Source organism: Sporosarcina sp. FSL K6-1508 (assembly GCF_038007465.1).
Classification (GTDB): domain Bacteria; phylum Bacillota; class Bacilli; order Bacillales_A; family Planococcaceae; genus Sporosarcina; species Sporosarcina psychrophila_B.
In genome coordinates, this window is sequence record NZ_JBBOXF010000001.1 from 760,440 (window position 1) to 779,997 (window position 19,558).

A 19,558-nucleotide genomic window follows, 5' to 3' on the forward strand; every position below is an offset into this window, starting at 1 on the left:
CAAAATTGAACATTGTCTTCATTTCAATTGTAGTATGCATCAATAATGGACAAAATATGCAACTTACCCTTTAGACGGAATCAGTAACAACAGTTTCCTTTATGGATGTATGAAGGATTCTCATCATTTCCTCAAGTATATCAAATGCAGTATGCTTTCCTGCATGGCGCTCATCGATTGTCATAACGAGGTAACCATTTTCCATTGTGAACCCAACCGCACGGCCAAATTCCATTGAATCGGATACGAGTTTAGCACCATCCGTTTTCGAAGCTCCTTCTGGGGATATACGAACTTCAATAAGGTTTTGCTGTTTTTTAATAGATTCTACGTCTGCAATACGACCCCACGCTTTGATCCGCGCTACCCGAAGTAGCAAATCAGCTTCTAGTGGAATATCGCCAAAGCGGTCTGTCATTTCGTCGACGAGTTCATTATAATCTGCTTCACTTTCGATTGCCTTTACCATTTTATACATTTGAATCTTTTGGAATCCGTCGAGCACATATTCATCCGGAATATAGGCGTTAAGCGGCAAGACAATTTCCAAGTCTGGAATATCTGCTTTGACAATGCCTGTCTGCTTTTCCTCCACCGCCTCTTGAAGCAATTGAGAATAAAGATCGAAGCCGACTGAGTCGATAAAGCCGTGCTGTTGGGAACCAAGCAGATTACCCGCACCACGAATCGATAAATCACGCATCGCAATTTTGAAACCTGACCCAAGTTCAGTGAATTCCTTAATCGCTTGGAGACGGTTTTCAGCAACTTCTGTCAGCACCTTATCGCGTTGGTAAAGGAAATAGCCATAAGCAACACGATTCGACCGTCCAACGCGTCCACGCAGCTGATAGAGCTGCGATAACCCCATTCGGTCAGCATCTTGGACAATAAGTGTATTGACATTCGGAATATCGATGCCTGTTTCAATAATGGTTGTCGTTACAAGAACATCATATTCTCCCTCAAGGAAACTTAAGATGACTGCTTCCAGCGCAGACTCCCCCATCTGTCCATTCGCAAATCCGACCCTTGCTTCAGGTACAAGCTGTTTAATTTCATCGACTTTCCGCTCCATGTCTTCCACCCGGTTATACAGGTAAAATACTTGCCCGCCCCGTCCCATCTCCCTTTCGATTGCTTCACGAACAAGTGCGAAGTTTTGTTCCATAACGTATGTTTGGACAGGAAAACGGTTTGCCGGTGGTGTTTCAATGACCGATAAATCACGAACGCCAAGCATCGACATGTGAAGTGTCCGCGGTATAGGCGTTGCCGTCAACGTCAGGACGTCTACATGTGTTTTCAACTGCTTAAGTTTTTCTTTGTGCGTTACACCGAATCGTTGTTCTTCATCGACAACGAGTAAACCTAAATCATGATAGACGATGTCTTTTGAAAGAAGGCGATGTGTGCCAACGACTACGTCAATCGTGCCGGCTTTTAATCCTTTCAATGTCTCCGTCTGTTCCTTTTTTTTACGAAAACGATTCAAAAGGGATACTTCGACCGGGAAACCTGAAAAGCGCTCTTTCATCGTTTCGTAATGCTGTTGCGCCAAAATCGTAGTTGGCACGAGAAATGCTACCTGTTTACCGTCAGAGACAGCCTTAAATGCAGCCCGGATAGCAACTTCCGTTTTCCCGTAACCAACGTCACCGCACAGTAATCGGTCCATAGGACGTTCTTTTTCCATATCCAGCTTCACTTCCGTGATGGATCTGAGCTGGTCATCTGTTTCGTCGTAAGGGAACGCATTTTCAAATGCCATTTGCATATCGTCGTCCGGCGCAAAAGCATGTCCCTTTTCCGATTCACGTTTAGCATACAGCTTAATCAGATCGTCTGCGATATCTTTGACAGCTGCCGTGACTTTAGTTTTCGTCTTCTTCCAGTCTGCTCCGCCCAACTTATGAAGTTTCGGTTCTTTTTCGCCGGATGCGACATATTTCTGGATCAAATCGATTTGGTCGGCAGGAACAAACAGCTTATCTTCTCCACGGTACCGTATGTCGAGGTAATCTTTATGAATACCGCTTACTTCAAGCGTTACAACTCCGTAGTATTTCCCAATCCCGTGATGAAGGTGAACGATATGGTCACCCGGTTTTATTTCCGAGTAACTTTTAATTCGTTCGGCATTTGTCATCTTTTGCGGGCGTGCTTTCCGCTTTGCATTCCCTTTAAACAACTCAGAATCCGTTATGACCGCCATTTGTTGAAACGGAAGCTCGAAACCTGCAGACAGATCTCCATTGATAATAATTATACCGCCTGCTTCCGAGGGCTTGCCTGACAAGGCGGAATGCATTTCATAATCCTCTAGAATCGATTGGACCTTCTCCATCCGTTCATTGCCGTCTGCGACAATGAAAACATTGAAATGACCTTGGTGCCACCGTTCCATTTCATTTTTCAGCAAGTTCATCTGACCATGAAACTGTTGCATCGGCTTACAAGAAAATGTCACTGTCTTTTTCACAACAATTCCCGGAATCGAACGGACAAATAAAGATAAATACATTTTTCGCTGCTTTACTAATTCATGCATCTCTTCGAACGAAAACGAAGTTTTTGCGTCATGAACAATTTTTCCATCTTCAAGAAGGGCTAACATCCATTCCTTTTCTTCCGACTCTAGCGAAGCAACAACCTCAAGGATTCGTCCAATTTCATCGAATAAAACAATTCCGTTACTCGAGAAATAACTTTCAAGAGAAGTGGTTCCTGCGTAAAACGATGCATACTTCAGCATATTTTCCGGTACGAATCCTTCCCTCATCAAGCTGATATCACCTGTTATATTAATGGTTAACCGTTCTTTCGCTTCCGCGTCTTTCATCTTTTTCAAACTGGTGCTAAGTGCTTTTTCCAGTTTTTCCGCGATTGCCGTTAAATCTTCAGCTTTCCAAACGAACTCCGCGGCAGGGAGAATTGACACGGTTTCCAACTTACCCGTTGAACGCTGATCTTCCGCTGAAAAAGTACGGATTGAATCGACGTCCGTATCAAATAACTCGATCCGTACCGGGTCTTCCAAATTCAATGGATACAAATCCAGGATACCACCGCGCAATGCAAACTCGCCCGGTGCCGTTACCATTGGTTGTCTCGTATAGCCCATTGATACGAGTCTATCAAGCCATTCTGCTATATGAACTTCCGCACCTACTTTAGTAGATAACGAACTGTTCAACCACCGTTCTTTGTCCGGCAATAATTTTTTCATGCCCGCAATCGGCGTAATATAAATTCCTTTTCCAATCCGCGCCATATGATCTAATGTGTCGATGCGCTGTGCACGAAGCTCGTAACTGGAAATAGAAAAGTCCGCTGCAATAAGTTCCTCTGCAGGGTAAAGGTGAACGAGCGAATCGCCCAACATTTTGACAAGGTCTTCATATGTACGCTGTGCCTGTAATAAGTTCGGAGATATAATCAGAATGGGCTGGTCGCTCGATTGCTGAAGCACTTTGAAAAGAATCGACTTCGCACCACCTGATAAACCTGCGATAAGTTGACGGTCTTTTCCTGCCTCCAACTCTTTTACTAGTTCGCCAATCTCTTTCTCCTGTAAAAACAAATCAATAAGCGCTTCCAATGTTGCACATCCCTTCTTTTATAATAAAATATGTTAAGAACAGCGCAAGGCGACGTCCTGCGGTAACGTAGAAGTCAGTACATCCTGTACAAGTCTGAACTTTTAGAACTACCTCTAAATGGGAAAACAGAAAAAGCTTTGGACGCATCTTGCGCCAAAGCGTACATCTTATTGAAGCCATTTGTTAAGTGTATAGTAGTCGGGGAATCTTTGGAGCGATTGCTCACACTGCTCGCATATGCATCGTACCGTCAATGCCCCGTCTTTTTCATACGTCAGAAATTGTTCGGCTTCCCCTTCGTCTATCTGTTGTAGCAGAAGGACGGTCTCCTTCACAGATTCAAACGGAAGAATGCCAATTTCAGTCTCACAATGCCGGCATGTATAACGAATCGCCATTTTGTTCTCCGCCCCTTTTCTCAAAGTATAGGCTAGAGATGGCTTTTTTATTCCTTATACACCATTAAAATTGTTCATGACTTCATTAAATGGCTTGCCTAGCCATGCTTCACATGCGGATGCGCTCTTTTTCACCATGTCTTCAATTAATGGTTTTTCCTCTTTACTAAAAGACGAAAGAACGTAATCAGCTACTTTAATACCACCGATTGGACGGCCGACACCGATACGAATTCGATTGAACTGATCTGTGCCTAGATGCGCAATGAGTGATTTCATGCCGTTATGGCCGCCAGCACTGCCTTTTTGCCTCAGTCGAATCGTTCCTGGTGCAATATCAAGGTCATCGTACAGAACAACGATATCTTCCACATCGACTTCAAAGTAATCCATCAATGGCCGGACACATTCCCCTGATAAGTTCATGTACGTAAGTGGCTTGACGAGCATTACTTTGCCTTCAGGACGATGGACTACCGTATACATACCACCAAACTTTGTTTGTACCGTATTCACCGGCAGACGATCGCTAAGTTCATCAATTACTTGAAAGCCCACATTATGGCGAGTCTTTTCATATTGTTTACCCGGATTGCCGAGCCCTATTATCATTTTCATCGATTTTCTCTTCCTTTTACAAGATTAAGCAGAAAACAGGCGCACGGGAATCCGTGCGCCGTTGTCCGTATTACTTTTCTTCTTTCTTCTCATTGATCACTTCAGGTTCCGCTTCTGTTTCAGAAGCTTCGCTTTCAAGTTCTTCCATCTCCGCTTCCGTACGAGGAGAAGAGATTAGAACAAGTGCATGATCGTCTTCGTTCAAAATTTCAAATTTCGATTTTGCACGAATTTCAGCGACAGTAATTGATTCGCCGATTTGAAGTTGTGAAATATCGATATCAAATGTCTCCGGAATATCTGAAGGTTTCACTTTAATCGTCACTTCACGGTTTGGCTGTTGAAGTACGCCGCCTTCTTTCAAGCCTATGGATTCGCCTACGAGATGTACAAGTACATCTACTTCAAGCTCTTCAGTCATATTAATAGCAAGGAAGTCTGCGTGACGAATATCGCCTTTTAACGCATCAGACTGATAGTCGTTTAGAACAACGTTAATGTCTTTTCCTTGAACATTGAGTTTGATAACGCCATTACGGCCTGTTATATGCAATGTTTTCAGTAACTCTCGCTCTTTTACTGAAATCGGTGTTGATTCAGTTTCATAACCGTAGACGACTGCTGGAACGTAGCCCTCTTTACGTAATTCAGTTAATGTTGATTTCTTTGCTGGTACTCTCGCTTCTGATTGTATGGTTGTACTCATTGTATTTAATCACCCTTCTTTAAAAAAAGTTGTGTTAATTAATAAATACCCAATGACAAGCGACATGAAACATCTAAATTTAGTTCAATCAAATAATGTGCTGACAGATTTCTCTTCGAACACCCGTACAATCGCTTCTGCAAGCAACGAAGCAATAGAAAGCTGTTTAATTTTCGGAGACTGTTTCGTTTCCGGCAGTTCGATTGAATTCGTAATGATCAATTCTTTGATCATTGAATTGTCTATTCGTTCAATTGCCGGGCCCGACAACACGGGGTGTGTACAACAAGCATACACTTCTTTTGCTCCACTTTCGATTAAAGCGCTTGCCGCAATCGTAATTGTCCCTGCTGTGTCGATAATATCGTCAATTAGAATAGCTGTTTTCCCTTCAACATTCCCAACGATATTCATAACTTCAGCAACGTTTGGACGAGGACGACGCTTATCGATAATGGCAATAGGTGCCTTCATGCGGTCAGCCATCTTACGCGCACGTGTGACACCGCCATGATCGGGTGATACTATTACTAGTTCGTCACTGTTAATGCCTTTTCCTTTAAAGTACTCTGTAAGGATTGGTTCAGCAACAAGATGATCGATTGGAATATCAAAGAAACCTTGAATTTGCGGTGCATGAAGATCAATTGCAATAACGCGGTGCGCTCCTGCTGTTTCAAGAAGATTTGCAACAAGTTTCGCCGTAATCGGTTCACGTGAACGCGCTTTACGGTCTTGACGTGCATAACCATAGTAAGGCATAACGACATTGATTGTACGTGCGGATGCACGTTTCAACGCGTCAATCATAATAAGAAGTTCCATCAAGTTTTCATTGACAGGGTACGATGTCGACTGGATAACAAATACATCGCAGCCACGGATACTTTCTTCGATATTAATTTGGACTTCTCCGTCACTAAATTGTTTGACAGAGCATTTGCCGAGTGGGCGTCCGATTTTTTCCGCTACTTGCTCCGCAAGTGTTTGGTTCGAATTCAAAGAGAATATCTTCAGTTTATCGTTAGGATAGTGATTAGCCATCATGTTCCCCCTGTTTAATTGAGATTTAGTTTGTTAGCATATCCTTCTTTATTCTCCTGGCGCGCGCGCGCAATTGCAAGTGAACTTTCTGGTACATTTTTAGTAATTGTCGATCCAGCTGCTACATATGCACCTTTTCCAACTGTAACCGGAGCAACTAAATTGGAATTACAGCCCACAAAAGCATCATCTTCAATTGTTGTTAGGTGCTTGTTCTTCCCATCATAGTTAACGGTAATTGTGCCACAGCCTACATTTACACGTGCCCCTACTTTTGCGTCACCGATATAACTCAAATGGGATACTTTGCTACCCTCGCCAAGTGTTGACTTTTTCACTTCAACGAAGTTGCCGATTTTCACGCTGTTGCCAAGGTCAGAATCGGGACGGATATGTGCGAACGGACCTATTGTCGTAGCTGAACCGATTCTGCTGGATAATACAACAGACGAATGCACGGTCGTACGATCACCGATAACACTGTCAACAATCTGGCTATTCGGCCCAATTACGCATTTGTTACCAATAACAGTAGATCCTTCAATCATCGTTCCGGGTTGAAGAACTGTATCACGTCCAATTTCGGCTGCCGCACTTATATATGTGTTTTCAGGACTGATAATCGTTACACCATTGCGCATATGCTTTTCAGCAATACGCCTGCGCATGACACGTTCTGCCTCCGCTAAGACAACACGATCATTGATGCCAATTGTTTCACTGAAGTCTTCTGTCACATAGGCTGATACGAGTGCGTTTTCGGATTGCAAAATACCGACAACATCCGGTAGATAATATTCGCCCTGCGCATTATTATTTTTCACCTTTTTCAATGTTTCAAAAAGGGTCCGATTATCAAAACAATAGGTTCCTGTATTGATTTCCATTACTCTCTGCTCTTCGGACGTTGCATCTTTCTGTTCAACGTTCCGGAGGACTTGGCCGCCCTCTCCCCGGATAATACGCCCGTATCCTGTTGGATCATCCGCGTAAGCCGTCAAGATTGTTGCTTTTGCGCCTGTTTCATTATGATGTGCGATCAGTGCCCCCATTGTTTCAGAACGAATGAGCGGTGTATCTCCGCATACAACGATAGTTGTACCATCCAAGTCGCCAAGAAGTCTCTCGGCCTGCTGAACAGCGTGTGCGGTGCCTAATTGCTCTTGCTGTAGCACATATTCACTTTTCTCTCCAAGTGTTTCTTCCACTGTTTCTGCACCATGTCCAACAATCGTAACAACCCGGCCGATACCTAGACCGTGTATATGATCAATTACGTGTTCGACCATCGGTTTCCCGCAGACGGGATGCAGTACTTTATATAAATCGGACTTCATCCGTGTGCCTTGTCCTGCAGCCAGGACGACGGCGTATGTATTTGTCATTTGATGGCCCCCATGAATGAGGGACAAAGGCGAATCCCTCTCTAATGTTTTCATTATTGACTATAGCCGAAAACGGTCTATTTTTCAACCTCGTGCCTCTTGACAAGTTGATGGTAATCTTTTATCATTTCTATTTTTTCTTTTCTTGCTTAGTTTAAATGTGTACCCATTGTAAATCCATAAAGAAAAAACTGCCTATTTAAATACAGGCAGTCTACGTTAATTTACAAGAAATATACATGCAAACAAAGGGGCCACGTCATGCACCAGCTCCTTCAAGGACTGTTTCTTCCGCGGAAAGGTGGTATGCCGCCAGTACTGCATCTTGGATTTTTGTTCGGGCATTCGTATTGATCGGATGGGCTACGTCACGGAATTCTCCATCAGGCGTCCGTTTACTTGGCATTGCCACGAACAAGCCTTCATTTCCGTCGATGACCCGAATATCATGAACGACAAATTCATCATCAATCGTAATCGAAGCGATTGCCCTCATCCTTCCATCAGTATCCATCCTTCTTAATCTAACATCTGTTACTTCCATCCCCTACCACTCCTTTTGTCTTTACAGTGCATGACGACTATATTCCACAAAAGTAAGCATTTCCCTTCTTTAAAAACGCAATTATTTAAACATTACGTGAACATTGTTTAGGTTATAAAAAAAATCTAGAACATCTTGAGAATACAAAAGCCCGCTCCGGTTGTCCGGGCGGGCTTTTGTCATTCGTTTGCGAGAGCGATAACTTCGATTTCTATCTTTACGTCTTTTGGCAATCTAGCAACTTCAACCGTCGAACGTGCAGGAGTATGTGCACCGAAGTGTTGAGCGTAAATGTCGTTTACAGCAACAAATTCATTCATATCTTTAATGAAAACTGTCGCTTTTACCACTTTACTCAAAGATGAACCGGCTTCTTCCAAGACCGCTTTTAAGTTGGCGAATACTTGGTGTGTCTGGTCTTCGATGGTTCCTTCGACAAGCAGTCCGTCGGGCGTCAATGGAATTTGTCCAGATGTATATACCAAACCGTTCACTTTAACCGCTTGTGCATAGGGGCCGATTGCTTGGGGTGCATTTTCTGTCGCTACATAATTCATATCATTTTCCACCTTCCGAGAAATAGTTTCCTTCTTCTAACTCGATTGTTCGGCTCTTCTCGTTTACCGCGCGCAGCTTAACGAGAGAGAGATAGTTATCTACTAGCACTTCTTCTGCATGATCTGACTCTACTAAAACAGCGATGCCCGCAAGCTCACAGCCGAATTCTTCCAGAAGGTTCTTCATCCCAAGCATCGTACCGCCGGCCTTCATGAAGTCATCTGTTATCAAAACTTTTCGTCCGCTCTGCATGCTTCTTTTCGATAATACCATTGTTTGAATCCGCCTAGTTGAACCGGATACATAATTGATGCTGACTGTTGGTCCTTCGGTTACTTTGCTATCACGGCGAACAACAACTACAGGGACATTTAGATGACGCGCTATCGCATGTGCTATCGGAATCCCTTTTGTGGCCACTGTCATAATAACGTCAATGTCCGTGTCGGCATATGCCGAGGCGAATACTTTACCAACCCGGTCCATGATACGCGGATTGCCTAACAGATCCGTCATGAACAAATACCCTCCCGGCAGCAAACGATCTGAATGACCGAGTTCTCCCATTAGAAGAGCCATCACTTCACGAATTTCAGGTTCTGCCATCTTTGGAATGAACTTCACCCCTCCAGCGGCTCCGGACACCGTTACCAGTTTTCCTGTCCCTTTTTCTTCAAACGTTTCTTTTACAATCGTCAAATCTTCACTAATTGAGGACTTTGCCGCTTGGTAACGTTCGGAAAAGAAGGTCAGTGGAATAAGTTCATGTGGGTAATCCAACAATTGGCGGGTCATATCTACAAGCCGCTCGCTCCTTTTCCACTTCATGGTACCACCTCCTAAACCCGAATATTTTAATGTACATTACCACAATTGTACGTGTCTAATCAAGAAAAGCGCAAGGTGCCCGCTTGGGAGCGATGTCGCTTTCTTTGTCCGAGAAAGATTTAGAGTTTAATCCTTTCTAGCCGGCTCGTCTATAACCCGAGCAACTAACGCTCGAAGTCGAGAAACCGCCCCGGGTAGAAAAAATTTATACTTATCTTTCAAAAATTGCACGTCCACCAACCATTCTGACCGCATATACTTCCGGACAAAATCCTTTCAGCCCATTGTAAATACGCGGTACTCTTGATTCATGTTTAACCAGACCAAAAACAGTCGGACCGCTACCGCTCATTAACACTGCATCTGCACCAAATTTTTTCATCTGCTCTTTTAACATGACTACTTGTGGATGAAGTTCCATGGTAACAGGTTCAAGAACGTTTCCGACCGACTTGCACATTTTCTCATAATCACCTGTTCTAAGCGCTTCAACCATCGTTGCCGTGTCGGTATGAGCAATCGATGCTAAGTCTAACTTACCGTATATATCACCTGTTGAAACCGAAATAGCAGGCTTAGCAAGAATAACCCAGCAATTCGGCGGTGCAGGGAGGCTCTCAATTATTTCTCCCCGTCCCGTGGCAAGCGCCGTTCCGCCGTGTACACAGAAGGATACATCTGAACCTATCCGCGCTCCGAGCGTCGCCAATTCATTCACGCCTAATTTCAAGTTCCACAGTCTATTCAAACCGCGAAGTGTAGCAGCTGCATCTGAACTACCTCCAGCAAGCCCGGCAGCAACAGGGATACTTTTTTCAAGAGTGATTTCGACTCCACTCGAAATACCAAATTTAAGTTGCAGCAGTTCAGCAGCTTGATAAGCCAAGTTTTTCCGATCATTCGGTACAAATCGTTCAGATGCTTTAATTGTAATTTGCCCATCATCTGTCGGACGAAGCCAGATCCGATCCGCAAGATCTACAGTAGTCATAATCATCTCAACCTCATGGAAACCATCCGGCCGTTTATGTAATACATCGAGCGTCAAATTGATTTTTGCTGGTGCCTTTTCATAAAGCATTTGGCTTCCTCCCTTCCAGCTTGTCATCGTTCTCCCATTTTACCATAAGGAGAAATATTTGCGCTGTGAAATGATAATGATTAGAAAACTGATTTCTGAACGTCAACATTATTTAAGAAAGGCGCAAGCGTCTTGGTAGACCCAAATTGCGCTAGGAGGCCTCAAGCTAAAGGCGCTCAAGTCTAGATGACAAATCTGGAACTCGTAGTTTATCCACTATATGACAATTTCATAATTTCCTAATCCGTTAAAAAGAGCTGAACCGGATGTCTTTACGACCCCGATCCAGCTCTTCTTTTGTCAGCCGTATAGTTGGATAAAGGGTTAATTCATAGCTGTTATTTCTTTTGTGCTACTCCTCGTTCGGCCATTTCAATTGCTCGCTTCACCATATTACCCGCGTCGCGTGATTTAATGCCGCCCCAACCTTCCCGCTCAACAACATCATAAAATCCAAGCTCTTTTGCAATCTCTACCTTCAAGCCTTCAGACATTATGCCACGTTTTTTCGCCATTCGGTTTTCCTCCTTTTGGCTGACAAACCTAGTATGGGCCAAATGAAAAAAAAAACACCTGCATAAGTCATTCCATTTTAGAATGTCTTCACAGGTGCTGTTTAAAAATGAATTAAATCATAAATGCTGTAATCATTTGATGATGAATGCCGTAGTATCTGCACCCTCAAGAATTGTTATTTCAACCGCTTCGGTTAAAATATCTGCGTAGCTGTAAGATACCCTTTCAAACGCATTTTCGTCCTGGTCAAGTTCAACTACGAATACTGCACGATATGTTTCCCGCAGCACTCCAGCTCTCTCGATCGTCTTCTTCCGACCGCCGTTTGCTTTTAAGTGCAAACGTTTTCCCAGGTGAGAATCCAATGACTTCTTAATGTCCGCTAATGTTTTTGGCACGTCGCTTACACCTCACTAAGTATAAGCATAACACTTTTAAAAAGTTCTGTCAATTAAAATCTTCATTTTAACAATTGCTCATCTACTTTGTCAATCTTTTTATTATTAAAAATAGCACTTTTCCAAGAAAAGTGCCAAGCATCAGACGATTCCGGTAAGCAGAAGTGAAAGAGGAAAACAGACTATAACCGCAATGACTGTGCCCTTACCAACACACAGAGGTGTATATCGGCCTCACAGACTAAAAGACATTTACAGTTAAAACCTATACCTTTTTCCTCTAACCCCAAGCAAACAATTTAGCTCTGCAGTTTTTTCTTTTCTTCATAAAAGTCTTTGTACAAAGCGTTCGAAAGGTTTGCAAATTCTTCTATTGTCAGTGTTTCTCCACGGCGGCCAGGATCCATGCCGATTTGGTCGAAAGCCTTCAATATTTCTTCCTTCTTCAACTTGCCGTTAGGTAACGACGATTGCAAGTTATTTAAAATCGTTTTTCTTCGCTGGACAAATGAACCTCTGGATACTAAGAACATAAAGTCTTCATCAATTACTTGTGCAGGCACTGTTTCTTTTCTTGTCAAATGCAAAACGGCAGACTCCACATTCGGTTGCGGCATGAATACCGTCTTCGGCACAATCATAGCCACTTCCGCGTCCATGTAATACTGGATGGCGATGGACAATGAACCGTATGCTTTTGTTCCTGGAACGGCAGTAATGCGATCGGCAACTTCTTTCTGCATCATAACGACCATTCCCGATACCGGAACTTTTCCAAGCAAGAACTTCATGATAATTGGTGTCGTCACATAATACGGCAGGTTTGCTACGACAACGACATCTTCATAATCTGCAAAATGATCCTTCATTACTTCTAAAAGATCGGCTTCCAGTATATCCTGGTGAACGATTGTCACATTGTCGTAAGGCGACAGGGTATCTTCCAACACCGGTAGAAGACGTCCATCAATTTCAAAAGCGACCACTTTCCCTGCACTTCTTGCAAGGTGTTCTGTTAACGCACCAATCCCAGGTCCAATTTCAATAACCCCTGTTTTTTCGGACAAGCCCGCTTGCGAAATAATATTGCGTAAAATATTGGGGTCAATCAAGAAGTTTTGACCTAAACTTTTTTTGAGTGCAAAACCATACTTGGCAAGAATCTCTTTCGTCCTGACCGGAGTCGCAATATCTTTATTCATTATTTTCTATTTCCTCCTCGTCTAGAACTTTTAATACTTCTCCCAATCGTTCATAACCGATTCGGAACATTTCCAACCTTTTTTTCAATCCTTTGCCATTCACTTGGCCGATTTGCAACAGCTCACTTAAGCGTTCCCGCCGCCTTTTCGCATCAGGATGGCCAATCAGTCTGGCTGTTATCAAATCTGCAAGCGGAATATCAACAATGGGTTGATCGTCCACCGTGTAAACTGCACTTAGCGCCGCTCGTATATGCTCATCATTTGCGTGTTCAATTCCAAGTCCCGATCCATTTTTGGCGATCGTCAGCTTCTTTTCAAGAAAAGCATGTTTCACACCCGATACACGCTCTTCAATAATGGCGCGGATTCTTCTCCCCGGATAATCAGGATCCGTGAATACGATAACTCCCCTTGTATCCTGTGCATGTTGAATACGGACAAGCGTCTTTTCATCAATTGCGGATCCATTCGTTTCAATCGTATCCGCACCTGCTGCTCGTTTTACGGCAACTGTATCAGATTTTCCTTCAACGACAATAATCTCTTTAATGTTCACAAAAATCCTCTTTCCCATTGCGGTCTTTCCCCAATTCTACTCTGCACACAGCCTTATGTACAGACAGGTAGATGATCAATTACGCCTCGAACTAATTAACTCCTTACAAAATGTGTGACATCCGCCAGAAGCAAGCTATAACACAATAATCCGCAGGACCAATTACAGTCCTGCGGATAGATGATGTCAATCGATGATTTTAACTTTCACTTGGCGTCTACCAAATTTATAGGCTTCGTTTTTCGTCGGGACATGAAGGTCTATCTTCTTGCCCTTGATTGCGCCGCCTGTATCTCCTGCAACCGCATAACCGTATCCTTCGACCCACACTTTCGAACCGAGCGGGATAACTTTAGGATCGACTGCAATGACTTTTAAGTTCGGGTTTGCACGTAAGTTAATACCCGTGCGTGTTATTCCTGAACACCCATTACACCCTGCCGTATAAGCTGTAGCCGTCACGAAAAACTCCTTGCCGCCTGCAGGTGCACCAGAGTTCCCACGGGAGACGTTTCTGCCAGCTTTGGAATTTGTCGACATAGTGCTTGCAACCATCACTTTTGAGCCGATGGAAACAATTTTTGTTTGTGGATTCTTAATTTTTTTCTCTTCTAATAACTTACGGGAAACTTCTTTCCCGTTTTCTTTCACAATTTCAAACTTCCGTGAAACCGTTCCTTTTTTTCCCGCTTGGACGACTTTTTCGCGCCCTTTCAGTAAAGATGGATCGTTGCGTGTTTCAACTGCAAAGTTCGCCGGTTCTTCCACTACATCGGTGACCTTTTCCACTCGGACAATCGCCACTATAGAACCAGGCTTTAGATATCCCTCTGCCTTTCTATTCAGACGATCATCATCATTCAAATGAATGTTCTCTCTCTTTAAAAAGTCAGCGACCGTAGTCGAAGTTGTCCGGATATTCTTTTCTTCTCCCCCGTCATTTAACGTTATATCGAACGCTTTTTGAACGGTAATGCTATTGTCTTTCCCTAGCTGTTCATGAAGCTCCGGTTTTACAACATCGTCCTCGGTAACTTCAATGCCGGCTTCAGCCAGTACATCTTCAACCTTATAATCAGTCGTCCATACGGATGTAATTTCCTGATCGACATTTATTGCAACTTGTTGCGACTGTTCCCACCTAACCGAAAGACCGTCTTCGATAGGTGTATTCACTGAGGGTATAACTAGATCGTGCTTGGCAACTTTAATTTCTTGTTCAGAAAGAAGTTTGCCTACTGTATGTGCGTGCGTTTTAATGTTAAGTTCTTCACCGTTCACGTCCAGCGTGATCGATTTTTTTGTTCCCTCAAAGAGAACAAGTGAAATAACAGTAACAAATAGCGTAAGCGAAACTACGGTAATCGCTATTTTTTTACTCCTCAATGACTTATAGAACAGGTTTTTCATGGTACTTTTTGACATGAAAAAAACTCCTCCTTCATCACTCGGCTGATTATAAAGGGAACTTTTCGTTGTGTCAACCCGTTTGATTTCATCGAATTACAAAATTAGGAAGTTCCCCATACACAAAGTATGGAAAACTTCCCGCCATTCTAATCATCTTATGTTGAATATTTTTAAAGCATTGGCGGTTGTTTTTATTGCCACTTCATCAACAGGAAGACCTTTCAGCCTTGCGATTTCTTCTGCGACAAGCGTCACCCAAGCCGGTTCATTCCTTTTTCCGCGGTACGGATGAGGTGCAAGATAAGGTGCGTCTGTTTCAATCAACAAATGATCCAGTGAAATTTCAGCCGCCACTTCTTTTGGGGCTTTCGCATTTTTAAAAGTAACGGGCCCACCCAGTGAAATCATGAAATTCATATTTATACACTCATTTGCTGTTTCGACACTTCCGCCGAAGCAATGCATGATTCCACCTGTTTTTTCAGCTTCCTCTTCTTTTAAGATACGAACGACATCCGCTGTTGCATCCCTGTTATGAATAACGATTGGAAGGTTAACTTTCTGTGCAAGCCGAATCTGCTTTCTGAATACGCTTTGCTGCACATCTTTGGGTGATTTATCCCAATGATAGTCGAGGCCTGTTTCACCGATACCAACGACTTTAGGATGGGCAGCGAGCGATTCAATCCATTCCAAGTCTTTTTCAGTACAATCAATTGCATCTACGGGATGCCATCCAACAACAGCGTAGATAAATGCATGCTGTTCGGTCAGCTCCATAGCTTTCAAAATCGTCTTACGGTCGAATCCGACGACTACCATCTTTTCTACCCCGGCCTCTTGGGCACGTTGAATCACTTCGTCTATATCTTCTTCATATTGGTCTGCATTTAAATGGACATGTGTATCTATATACATCTTTTTTCGCCTCACAATGATTTTATTTTAATTAAACGGATTATAGCTTCTATCACATACTATATGAGTTAATTTCATAATCCTAAGCCCTTACGTATCAAGGCTTTCAAGACATAAAAAATAGAGCACCTCCCCAAATCCTGTATAATGTAAGTTACGACACATACATAACAGACTGGAGAGATGCCCCTATGTCCATTATACGACAACAAAGCCTGTTTGACATGCATGAATTATATAAGATGGAACCCACCCATCATTTTGAAGCAGTTTTTTCAACAGTTAACTTAAATCCTATCTTGAATCTATTCGATAAACCGAAAAAAGTAGGTGCACCTAGAGAATTGAATTACGGTGCCATGATCTATTCACTTATCGCTCGCGTCGTCGAGCGTATTGTGACAATCAAGGATCTTGTCAGACGGTTGGATCGTGACCCCATTTTTCGTTATGACTGTGGTTTTCTTCATTCCGACCAAATCCCATCCGAAGCTTCTTATTCCAGGATGATTACCGTCATCAGTGAATCAGATACGATGACCCAAATTCATGACAATCTTATTTTGCTGGCCATCGATGAAGGGCATATTGGCGAAGAAAACATCGCCATTGACGCCACCCATTTCGAGGCGAGGGATCGTGCCCAGGCTTCCGAAAAGAAAGAAAAGCCGGCTTCGAAAAAGCGCGGTCGCAAGCCAAAAGCCGAACGTGAACAATGGTTGAAAGAAAAACAGGCGGCGGAGAAAGCGCGTCCGATTTATGAAAAAGAGATTGTACATCAGCTATCCGAATCAGTAGAAACGTTGTTTAAAGAGGCCCCTATCGATCCGAAATGGGGAATCAAGAAAAACAGTGATGGAAAAAACACCTTCTGGTTTGGTTATAAAGGTCATTTGGCCGTCAGCACAAAAAGCCAATATATTCTTACGGGTATGATGACGTCCGGTAGTCTCAATGACGGGAAAGCAGCCATTCCATTATTGAAGAAAATTGATCGGGACCTTCCAGCTTTATTTAACACAGGTCTTTTCGATGCCGGTTACGACTACGAACCGATTTATCAACAATTGACTGACCAAAATCTACAAGCCGTCATTCCGTATAATCGACGCAACGAAGGAGAGATGGTCGGTTACGACGAGCATTTCGCACCGACGTGTGTCGTAGAGCATTCCTATCTTTACGATAGCTTCGATCCGAAATACAAGACACTGAAATATACACGCCCGAAAGAATGTGCGACCTGTCCATTACAACACGACACCCTTTGTCAAAAGACCTATAAAATTAGACAATCCACGGATTTCAGGAAGTACACCAATCCAGCCAGGGGATCGAAAAAGTGGGATGAACTGTACAAGGAACGTACCGCTGTCGAACGGGTCAATGCGTATTTAAAAGAATTCTTCGGGCTCAATAATGTCCGTCATCGAACTGGAAAGAAAGCGAAGCTGCACTTCCAATTGGTGACGCTTGTTTATAATGCTTCAAAATTAGCCACGGATCGGATCAGAGTAGTAATGAAGCAACAGTCGTTACAAGTAGCTTAACTACATCGAAATTTTATTTTTAAAAAACTTGAAAATCATCAAGGGGCTACTCTACACATTTTTAAAAATGGCTATTATGAAATTGATTCATATAAGTTAAAATAAAAATTTTCTTCAAATCCGCTTCGGCTCTCCCTTGAAAGGTCCTTCGCTCAGTTTATAAAAGAATAGTATACGCACGAAAAGAAAAAACGACGTTTCCATAAGGGACGCCGTTTCTATTCTTATTTAACTTGTGCACCATTCGCTAGTGACGGGTCAACCGTTGCAAGTTTCAAAATACCGTCTGACTTCCCAGCTAGAATCATGCCTTGGGATAGTTCGCCGCGTAATTTCACAGGTTTCAAGTTAGCTACCACAATAACTTTTTCACCGATAAGCGCTTCCGGTTCATAATGTTCCGCGATGCCTGATACAACTTGCCGCTGCTCATAGCCCATATCTAGCTGCAGCTTTAGTAATTTATCCGCTTTCGGAATTTTTTCACACGCGGTTACTGTCGCAACGCGCAAATCCACTTTCATAAAATCATCGATTGAAATCTCAGTTTCAACCGCCTCTTCAATCTCTGCCTTTTCAGGTTGCTCAACTTCAGCAGGTGCAGTGATTGCCATCTGATCACGGATATAAACAACTTCAATTTCCGCATCCAAACGCGGGAAGATTGGAACGCCTTTTTCTACGACTTTTGTGCCGGTTGGAATCGCTTTGAAATTGCCAAGCGTATCCCATGCAAGCAGTTTTTCATCTAGACCAAGTTGCGTAATGATCTGTTTAGGCGCTTGTGTCATGAATGGCTGCAATAAGATAGCAATGTGACGGAGTGAAGTTGCAAGATGCATCATTACAGATGCCAATTTTCCTTTATCTGCTTCATCCTTCGCCAATACCCACGGAGACGTCTCATCAATGTATTTGTTGGTCCGTGATATAAGAGCCCATAAATCGCCAAGAACAGTGCTGAACTGCATATTTTCCATCGATGCTTCGTACTTTCCTATTGTAGTTGTGATGAAATCGGTCAAGCTTTCATCGAAATTAGTTGCTGTAAGACCTTCTGTCGGGATTTCACCATCAAAATACTTATTGATCATTGAAATCGATCGGTTCAATAAATTGCCCAAGTCATTCGCAAGATCATAATTCGTTCTTTCCACAAAGGACTCAGGTGAGAATACGCCGTCTTGCCCGAACGGCAATTCGCGAAGCAAGAAATACCGTGTCGCATCGAGCCCGTAACGTTCAACAAGCATCTCAGGATAGACGACATTGCCTTTAGATTTCGACATTTTTCCATCTTTCATCATAATGAATCCGTGTGCGAATACTTTTTTCGGCAACGGCAGATCGAGCGCCATGCAAAAAATCGGCCAGTAAATTGTATGGAAACGGACGATATCTTTTCCTACGACATGGACATCTGCGGGCCAGTACTTTTTAAATAACGAATCGTCTTCAGACTGATAACCAAGTGCATTAATGTAGTTTGTTAAAGCGTCAACCCATACATAAATAACATGCTTCGGATCTCCAGGAACTTTTATACCCCAATCAAACGACATACGGGAGACAGATAAGTCTTCAAGGCCGGGTTTGATAAAGTTATTAATCATTTCATTTTTACGTGATTCCGGTTCAATAAATTTCGGGTTATCTTCGTAAAACTTCAACAATCTGTCCGCGTACTTCTTCATATTGAAGAAATACGATTCTTCCTTCACTTTCCGAACCGGACGTCCACAGTCTGGACAATTGCCGTCTTCAAGCTGTCCTTCCGTGAAATACGTTTCACAAGGCAGGCAATACCATCCTTCGTACTCACCTTTATAAATATCGCCGTTATCAAGAAATGTTTTGAAAATCTTTTCGACACCTAATTTATGGCGCTCTTCCGTCGTGCGAATGAAGTCATCATAGGAAATGTCCATAATGCTCCAGACCTTTTTTGCAACTTCTGCAATGCCATCTACATATTCTTGCGGCGGCATACCTGCCTCGTCCGCTTTCTCTTGTATCTTTTGTCCGTGTTCATCCATTCCAGTTAAGAAGTGGACATCATATCCGCGCAATCGTTTATAACGCGCCATGGCGTCAGAAGCAACAGTGGTATAAGCGGTACCGATATGAAACTTGCCGCTTGGATAATAAATCGGTGTAGTAATATAAAAAGTTTTATTTTGATCAGCCACGAATATTCCTCCAGTGTATAAGTATGTAATGTCTATTCTATCGAAAGCACCC

18 protein-coding genes are annotated in these 19,558 nt (G+C 43.0%); 1 reads left to right on the forward strand and 17 read right to left on the reverse strand.

Going from position 1 to position 19,558, the window contains the following annotated elements:
- Positions 1-70: 70 nt before the first annotated feature.
- The 16 genes from mfd to MKZ11_RS03610 all read right to left on the reverse strand — a co-directional run bounded on the left by mfd (position 71) and on the right by MKZ11_RS03610 (position 15,767).
- Entirely contained in the window at positions 71-3,601 is a 3,531-nt protein-coding gene (gene mfd / locus MKZ11_RS03535) for a transcription-repair coupling factor (RefSeq protein WP_340792657.1), read from the reverse strand.
- Between the two features lie 168 nt (positions 3,602-3,769).
- Positions 3,770-4,000 (reverse strand): anti-sigma-F factor Fin, encoded by a 231-nt coding sequence (locus MKZ11_RS03540; RefSeq protein WP_340792658.1) that lies wholly within the window; start codon positions 3,998-4,000, stop codon positions 3,770-3,772.
- A gap of 54 nt (positions 4,001-4,054) precedes the next feature.
- Positions 4,055-4,618: an aminoacyl-tRNA hydrolase gene (gene pth, locus MKZ11_RS03545; RefSeq protein ID WP_340792659.1), complete on the reverse strand. Its 564-nt coding sequence runs from the start codon at positions 4,616-4,618 to the stop codon at positions 4,055-4,057.
- Between the two features lie 70 nt (positions 4,619-4,688).
- Complete coding sequence (locus MKZ11_RS03550) at positions 4,689-5,324, reverse strand: 50S ribosomal protein L25/general stress protein Ctc (RefSeq protein WP_340792660.1); 636 nt, start codon at positions 5,322-5,324, stop codon at positions 4,689-4,691.
- 84 nt (positions 5,325-5,408) lie between these two features.
- Positions 5,409-6,368: a ribose-phosphate diphosphokinase gene (locus tag MKZ11_RS03555; protein ID WP_340792661.1), complete on the reverse strand. Its 960-nt coding sequence runs from the start codon at positions 6,366-6,368 to the stop codon at positions 5,409-5,411.
- Positions 6,369-6,382: 14 nt separating this feature from the next.
- Positions 6,383-7,753, reverse strand: a complete 1,371-nt coding sequence (gene glmU, locus MKZ11_RS03560; protein WP_340792662.1) for a bifunctional UDP-N-acetylglucosamine diphosphorylase/glucosamine-1-phosphate N-acetyltransferase GlmU — start codon at positions 7,751-7,753, stop codon at positions 6,383-6,385.
- 259 nt (positions 7,754-8,012) lie between these two features.
- Positions 8,013-8,297: a septation regulator SpoVG gene (gene spoVG / locus MKZ11_RS03565; RefSeq protein ID WP_340792663.1), complete on the reverse strand. Its 285-nt coding sequence runs from the start codon at positions 8,295-8,297 to the stop codon at positions 8,013-8,015.
- 179 nt (positions 8,298-8,476) lie between these two features.
- A complete protein-coding gene (locus MKZ11_RS03570; RefSeq protein WP_340792664.1) occupies positions 8,477-8,854 on the reverse strand; it encodes a RidA family protein in 378 nt (125 codons plus the stop codon).
- 1 nt (position 8,855) lies between these two features.
- Positions 8,856-9,683, reverse strand: coding sequence for a pur operon repressor (gene purR, locus MKZ11_RS03575; protein WP_340792665.1), 828 nt, complete (start codon positions 9,681-9,683; stop codon positions 8,856-8,858).
- Between the two features lie 211 nt (positions 9,684-9,894).
- Positions 9,895-10,764 (reverse strand): 4-(cytidine 5'-diphospho)-2-C-methyl-D-erythritol kinase, encoded by an 870-nt coding sequence (gene ispE, locus MKZ11_RS03580; protein ID WP_340792666.1) that lies wholly within the window; start codon positions 10,762-10,764, stop codon positions 9,895-9,897.
- 338 nt (positions 10,765-11,102) lie between these two features.
- The gene (locus tag MKZ11_RS03585; protein WP_067213751.1) at positions 11,103-11,279 is read right to left on the reverse strand and encodes a small, acid-soluble spore protein, alpha/beta type; all 177 of its coding nucleotides are present in this window, start codon (positions 11,277-11,279) and stop codon (positions 11,103-11,105) included.
- Positions 11,280-11,411: 132 nt separating this feature from the next.
- Positions 11,412-11,678 carry a biofilm formation stimulator Veg gene (veg, locus tag MKZ11_RS03590; RefSeq protein WP_340792667.1) on the reverse strand — a complete coding sequence of 89 codons (267 nt, stop codon included), beginning with the start codon at positions 11,676-11,678 and terminating at the stop codon, positions 11,412-11,414.
- Between the two features lie 299 nt (positions 11,679-11,977).
- Complete coding sequence (gene rsmA / locus MKZ11_RS03595; RefSeq protein ID WP_340792668.1) at positions 11,978-12,880, reverse strand: 16S rRNA (adenine(1518)-N(6)/adenine(1519)-N(6))-dimethyltransferase RsmA; 903 nt, start codon at positions 12,878-12,880, stop codon at positions 11,978-11,980.
- Positions 12,873-13,439, reverse strand: a complete 567-nt coding sequence (gene rnmV / locus MKZ11_RS03600; RefSeq protein ID WP_340792669.1) for a ribonuclease M5 — start codon at positions 13,437-13,439, stop codon at positions 12,873-12,875. Before rnmV ends, rsmA begins: the two co-directional genes overlap by 8 nt.
- Positions 13,440-13,625: 186 nt before the next feature.
- Positions 13,626-14,864 (reverse strand): ubiquitin-like domain-containing protein, encoded by a 1,239-nt coding sequence (locus MKZ11_RS03605; protein WP_340792670.1) that lies wholly within the window; start codon positions 14,862-14,864, stop codon positions 13,626-13,628.
- A 135-nt stretch (positions 14,865-14,999) separates the two neighbouring features.
- On the reverse strand, positions 15,000-15,767 hold the full coding sequence (locus tag MKZ11_RS03610) for a TatD family hydrolase (RefSeq protein WP_340792671.1): 768 nt from the start codon (positions 15,765-15,767) through the stop codon (positions 15,000-15,002).
- A 191-nt stretch (positions 15,768-15,958) separates the two neighbouring features.
- On the opposite strand from MKZ11_RS03610, the gene MKZ11_RS03615 reads away from it, so the two are divergent.
- On the forward strand, positions 15,959-17,317 hold the full coding sequence (locus MKZ11_RS03615) for an IS1182 family transposase (protein ID WP_340792672.1): 1,359 nt from the start codon (positions 15,959-15,961) through the stop codon (positions 17,315-17,317).
- A 224-nt stretch (positions 17,318-17,541) separates the two neighbouring features.
- Here MKZ11_RS03615 and metG read toward each other — a convergent pair whose 3' ends face one another.
- The gene (gene metG / locus MKZ11_RS03620) at positions 17,542-19,506 is read right to left on the reverse strand and encodes a methionine--tRNA ligase (RefSeq protein ID WP_340792673.1); all 1,965 of its coding nucleotides are present in this window, start codon (positions 19,504-19,506) and stop codon (positions 17,542-17,544) included.
- Between the last annotated feature and the right edge of the window lie 52 nt (positions 19,507-19,558).

Coding starts and splice junctions, on each gene's coding strand:
- MKZ11_RS03540 (WP_340792658.1), bottom strand. CDS start 4,000: ATGGCGATTCGTTATACATGCCGGCATTGTGAGACTGAAATTGGCATT.
- pth (WP_340792659.1), bottom strand. CDS start 4,618: ATGAAAATGATAATAGGGCTCGGCAATCCGGGTAAACAATATGAAAAG.
- MKZ11_RS03550 (WP_340792660.1), bottom strand. CDS start 5,324: ATGAGTACAACCATACAATCAGAAGCGAGAGTACCAGCAAAGAAATCA.
- MKZ11_RS03555 (WP_340792661.1), bottom strand. CDS start 6,368: ATGGCTAATCACTATCCTAACGATAAACTGAAGATATTCTCTTTGAAT.
- glmU (WP_340792662.1), bottom strand. CDS start 7,753: ATGACAAATACATACGCCGTCGTCCTGGCTGCAGGACAAGGCACACGG.
- spoVG (WP_340792663.1), bottom strand. CDS start 8,297: ATGGAAGTAACAGATGTTAGATTAAGAAGGATGGATACTGATGGAAGG.
- MKZ11_RS03570 (WP_340792664.1), bottom strand. CDS start 8,854: ATGAATTATGTAGCGACAGAAAATGCACCCCAAGCAATCGGCCCCTAT.
- purR (WP_340792665.1), bottom strand. CDS start 9,683: ATGAAGTGGAAAAGGAGCGAGCGGCTTGTAGATATGACCCGCCAATTG.
- ispE (WP_340792666.1), bottom strand. CDS start 10,764: ATGCTTTATGAAAAGGCACCAGCAAAAATCAATTTGACGCTCGATGTA.
- MKZ11_RS03585 (WP_067213751.1), bottom strand. CDS start 11,279: ATGGCGAAAAAACGTGGCATAATGTCTGAAGGCTTGAAGGTAGAGATT.
- rsmA (WP_340792668.1), bottom strand. CDS start 12,880: ATGAATAAAGATATTGCGACTCCGGTCAGGACGAAAGAGATTCTTGCC.
- MKZ11_RS03605 (WP_340792670.1), bottom strand. CDS start 14,864: ATGTCAAAAAGTACCATGAAAAACCTGTTCTATAAGTCATTGAGGAGT.
- MKZ11_RS03610 (WP_340792671.1), bottom strand. CDS start 15,767: ATGTATATAGATACACATGTCCATTTAAATGCAGACCAATATGAAGAA.
- MKZ11_RS03615 (WP_340792672.1), top strand. CDS start 15,959: ATGTCCATTATACGACAACAAAGCCTGTTTGACATGCATGAATTATAT.